Here is a 2,920-nt window from a genome sequence, read left to right as displayed (position 1 = left end):
TGCCGGGGATTGTCCAGGACATAGCGGGCAAGGCCCTGGCCGCCGGCCCAGGCAAAGGCCCAGAAAGGCGGTGGCAGGCCGATCTCGACCAGTTCATCCTCGGTCCGCTGCCACAAATCATGCGCTTCGTCGGCAAGATGAAGCAGGATCTCCGGGACGTGCGGCGGCGCCATCAGCGCCGTGTTGTCGAGAATGAATTGTTTGGCGCTGTTGGGCGTCAGCGCCGTCACGGAGCCGGCGTCAAGCCGCCCATGCGGCAGACTTCCTTCCACTCGGCCGGCGTCACCGGCTGCACCGAAAGCCGCCCGAGCCGCACCAGCGCCATTTCGGCAAGCCTGGGATTGGCCTTGACCTGTTCCAGCGTCGGCGGGTTCGGCACGTCCTGCACGGCGCGGATGTCGACGCATTCCCAGCGCGGATCGTCCGACGTGGTGTCGGGATGGGCAAGCGCGCAGACTTCAGCGATGCCGACGACGTTCAGCCCTTCGTTGGAATGGTAGAAGAAGCCGAGATCGCCGATCTGCATCGCCTTCATGTTGTTGCGCGCGGCGTAGTTGCGCACGCCGTCCCATTGCGTGCCGGCCTTGCCCTTGGCCTTCAGCATGTCGAAGGAGAACTTGAATGGCTCGGATTTGAACAGCCAGTAGTTCATGTCTTTCTCCTCCTTGGAATCGCGCGGGCGACCGGGATTTAACTAGCCGCCGGCTTGTTGAACGTCCAGTTCCACGGGCGGATTTCGACGCTTTCGAACAGCCCGGCCTTGGCGTAGGGGTCGGCCGCCGACAGAGCCTGCGCACCTGCCAGGTCGGGCGCTTCGACGACCACGAGGCTGCCATTGGGCTTGCCTTCGGCATCAAGGAACGGGCCGGCGAATGCCAGCTTCTTGTCGCCGTTCAACCCCTCGAGGAAGGCAATATGTTCGGGCCGCGTGTCGAGGCGCACCTGCAGGCTTCCGGGCTTGTCCTTGCAAATCACAGCAAACAGCATCTTTTTCTCCTGATCGTTCAAAGTCGTGGGGATCAATCGTTGGTTTCGGTCTTCAGCGGCCGGGTCATCAAGGCCGTCACAGCCTGCCGGACGGTGATGGTGCCATCCAGTATGGCGGCGACGGCGGCAATGATCGGCGCGTCGATGTTGCGCTCGGTGGCGATGCGGGCAGCGATCGCCGCCGTCGGCACGCCTTCGGCGAGCGGCAATCCGGCAAGCGGCTTGCCTTGGCCGAGCGCCAGGCCATAGGCGAAATTGCGCGACTGGGTGGACGAGCAGGTCAGCAGCAGGTCGCCAAGGCCGGAAAGCCCCATCAGCGTTTCGGGCCGGGCGCCGAAGGCAGCGCCGATGCGGCGCAATTCGACAAAGCCGCGCGTCACCATGGCGGCCTGGGCGCTGGCTCCGAGACCCGCGCCAGTGACGGCACCCGCGGCAATGGCGAAGACGTTCTTCAAGGCGCCGCCGATCTCGACGCCGATCAGGTCGTCGTTCGAATAGCAGCGCAGGTTTTCGGCGGAAAAGCGGGCGGCGAGATCGGCGGCCAATGCCTCGTCGCGGGCGGCGACCACAACGGCCGTCGGCAGGCCGCGGGCGACGTCGGTGGCGAAGCTCGGGCCCGACAGAGCGGCAACCGGATTGAGCGGCAGGATTTCTTCGACAATCGCCGACAGCAAGGCGCCGGTGTCGCTCTCGATGCCCTTGGCGCACAGAACCAGCGGGATACCGGACGGCATATGGTCCTTCGCGGCCGCCAGCGTAGCCCGCAGCGACTGCGCCGGCGTCACCGCCAGCACGCAATCGGCACCGTCGAGCGCGGCCTGGATGTTGCTCGTCGCCACGATGCCGGCCTGGAGCGTAATGCCCGGCAGGTAGCGTGGATTTTCGCCACGGTCGATCGCGGCGACGGTCTCCGGGTCGCGCGCGTAAAGGCGAACGAAATGCCCGGCGCGCAGCATGGCCAAGGCCAAGGCAGTGCCCCAGGCGCCGCCGCCGAGCACGGCAACGCGCCAGCCGGTCGGCGCGGTGTCGTTGCCGCTCATTGCCCGCTCGTTCATGCCTTGGCTCCGCGCCGGCCGGAGCCGACCATTGGCGCCGAGATGCTATCCAGCGGCCAGCGCGAGCGCGGCACGAAATCGAAGCCGTTCTCATGCTCCATGCCGACGCGCAGCCGCTCGACACCGGCCCAGGCGATCATCGCCGCATTGTCGGTGCAGAGCTTCAGCGGTGGTGCAATGAAGGTGAAGCCGGTCTCGGCACAGAGCCGCTCCAGCATGGTCTTGATCGCGCGGTTGGCGGCGACACCACCGGCAACGACGAGGGCCGGGTTTTTCGTGCCGGGAAATGTCTCGCGAAAGCGCGTCAGCGCGCGGGAGACGCGGTCGGCCAGCGCATCGGCCACCGCTGCCTGGAACGAAGCGCAGATGTCGGCGACGTCCTGGTCGCTCAGCGGCGCAATGGCGCTCGCCGCCTGGCGCACGGCGGTCTTGAGGCCGGAGAAGGAGAAGTCGGGCTGCGCCGAGCCCTTCATCGGGCGCGGAAAGGCAAAGCGCGAGGCACTGCCGGCCTGTGCCGTCTTCTCGACATTCGGCCCGCCGGGATAGGGCAGGCCAAGCATCTTGGCCGTCTTGTCGAAGGCTTCGCCGAGCGCGTCGTCGATGGTCGTTGCCCAGCGCTGATAGTCGCCGACGCCGCGCACGGCGACGATTTGCGTATGGCCGCCGGAGACCAGCAGCAAGAGATAGGGAAAGTCGAGCCCGTCGGTCAGCCTTGCGGTCAGCGCATGGCCTTCGAGGTGGTTGATGGCGATCAGCGGCTTGTTCGCCGCAGCGGCGATCGCCTTGGCGGTCATCAGCCCGACGATCAGCCCGCCGACAAGGCCGGGGCCGGCGGTGGCGGCAATCGCGTCGATATCGGCGAGCGCTGTGCCCGAATC

Annotated in this window: 5 protein-coding genes; all 5 read right to left on the bottom strand. The window is 66.7% G+C overall.

What is annotated here, in order from left to right:
• Nucleotides 1-230 (bottom strand): methyltransferase (locus EOC06_RS22790; RefSeq protein ID WP_164898695.1); only part of this gene is annotated, 230 nt, incomplete at its 3' end.
• The gene (locus EOC06_RS22785) at nucleotides 227-652 is read right to left on the bottom strand and encodes an EVE domain-containing protein (RefSeq protein ID WP_128308845.1); all 426 of its coding nucleotides are present in this window, start codon (nucleotides 650-652) and stop codon (nucleotides 227-229) included. The genes EOC06_RS22785 and EOC06_RS22790, both read right to left, overlap by 4 nt.
• Before the next feature lie 38 nt (nucleotides 653-690).
• Nucleotides 691-987, bottom strand: a complete 297-nt coding sequence (locus EOC06_RS22780) for a YciI-like protein (RefSeq protein ID WP_127296565.1) — start codon at nucleotides 985-987, stop codon at nucleotides 691-693.
• A 32-nt stretch (nucleotides 988-1,019) separates the two neighbouring features.
• Nucleotides 1,020-2,042, bottom strand: a complete 1,023-nt coding sequence (locus tag EOC06_RS22775; RefSeq protein WP_128308844.1) for an NAD(P)H-dependent glycerol-3-phosphate dehydrogenase — start codon at nucleotides 2,040-2,042, stop codon at nucleotides 1,020-1,022.
• Nucleotides 2,039-2,920, bottom strand: an 882-nt coding sequence (tsaD, locus tag EOC06_RS22770) for a tRNA (adenosine(37)-N6)-threonylcarbamoyltransferase complex transferase subunit TsaD (RefSeq protein ID WP_245469922.1), incomplete at its 5' end; no start/stop codon positions are given. The genes EOC06_RS22775 and tsaD, both read right to left, overlap by 4 nt.

It is taken from the genome of Mesorhizobium sp. M7A.F.Ca.MR.362.00.0.0, assembly GCF_004023175.1.
Classification (GTDB): domain Bacteria; phylum Pseudomonadota; class Alphaproteobacteria; order Rhizobiales; family Rhizobiaceae; genus Mesorhizobium.
This window is presented reverse-complemented; position numbering and strand designations above follow the sequence as displayed.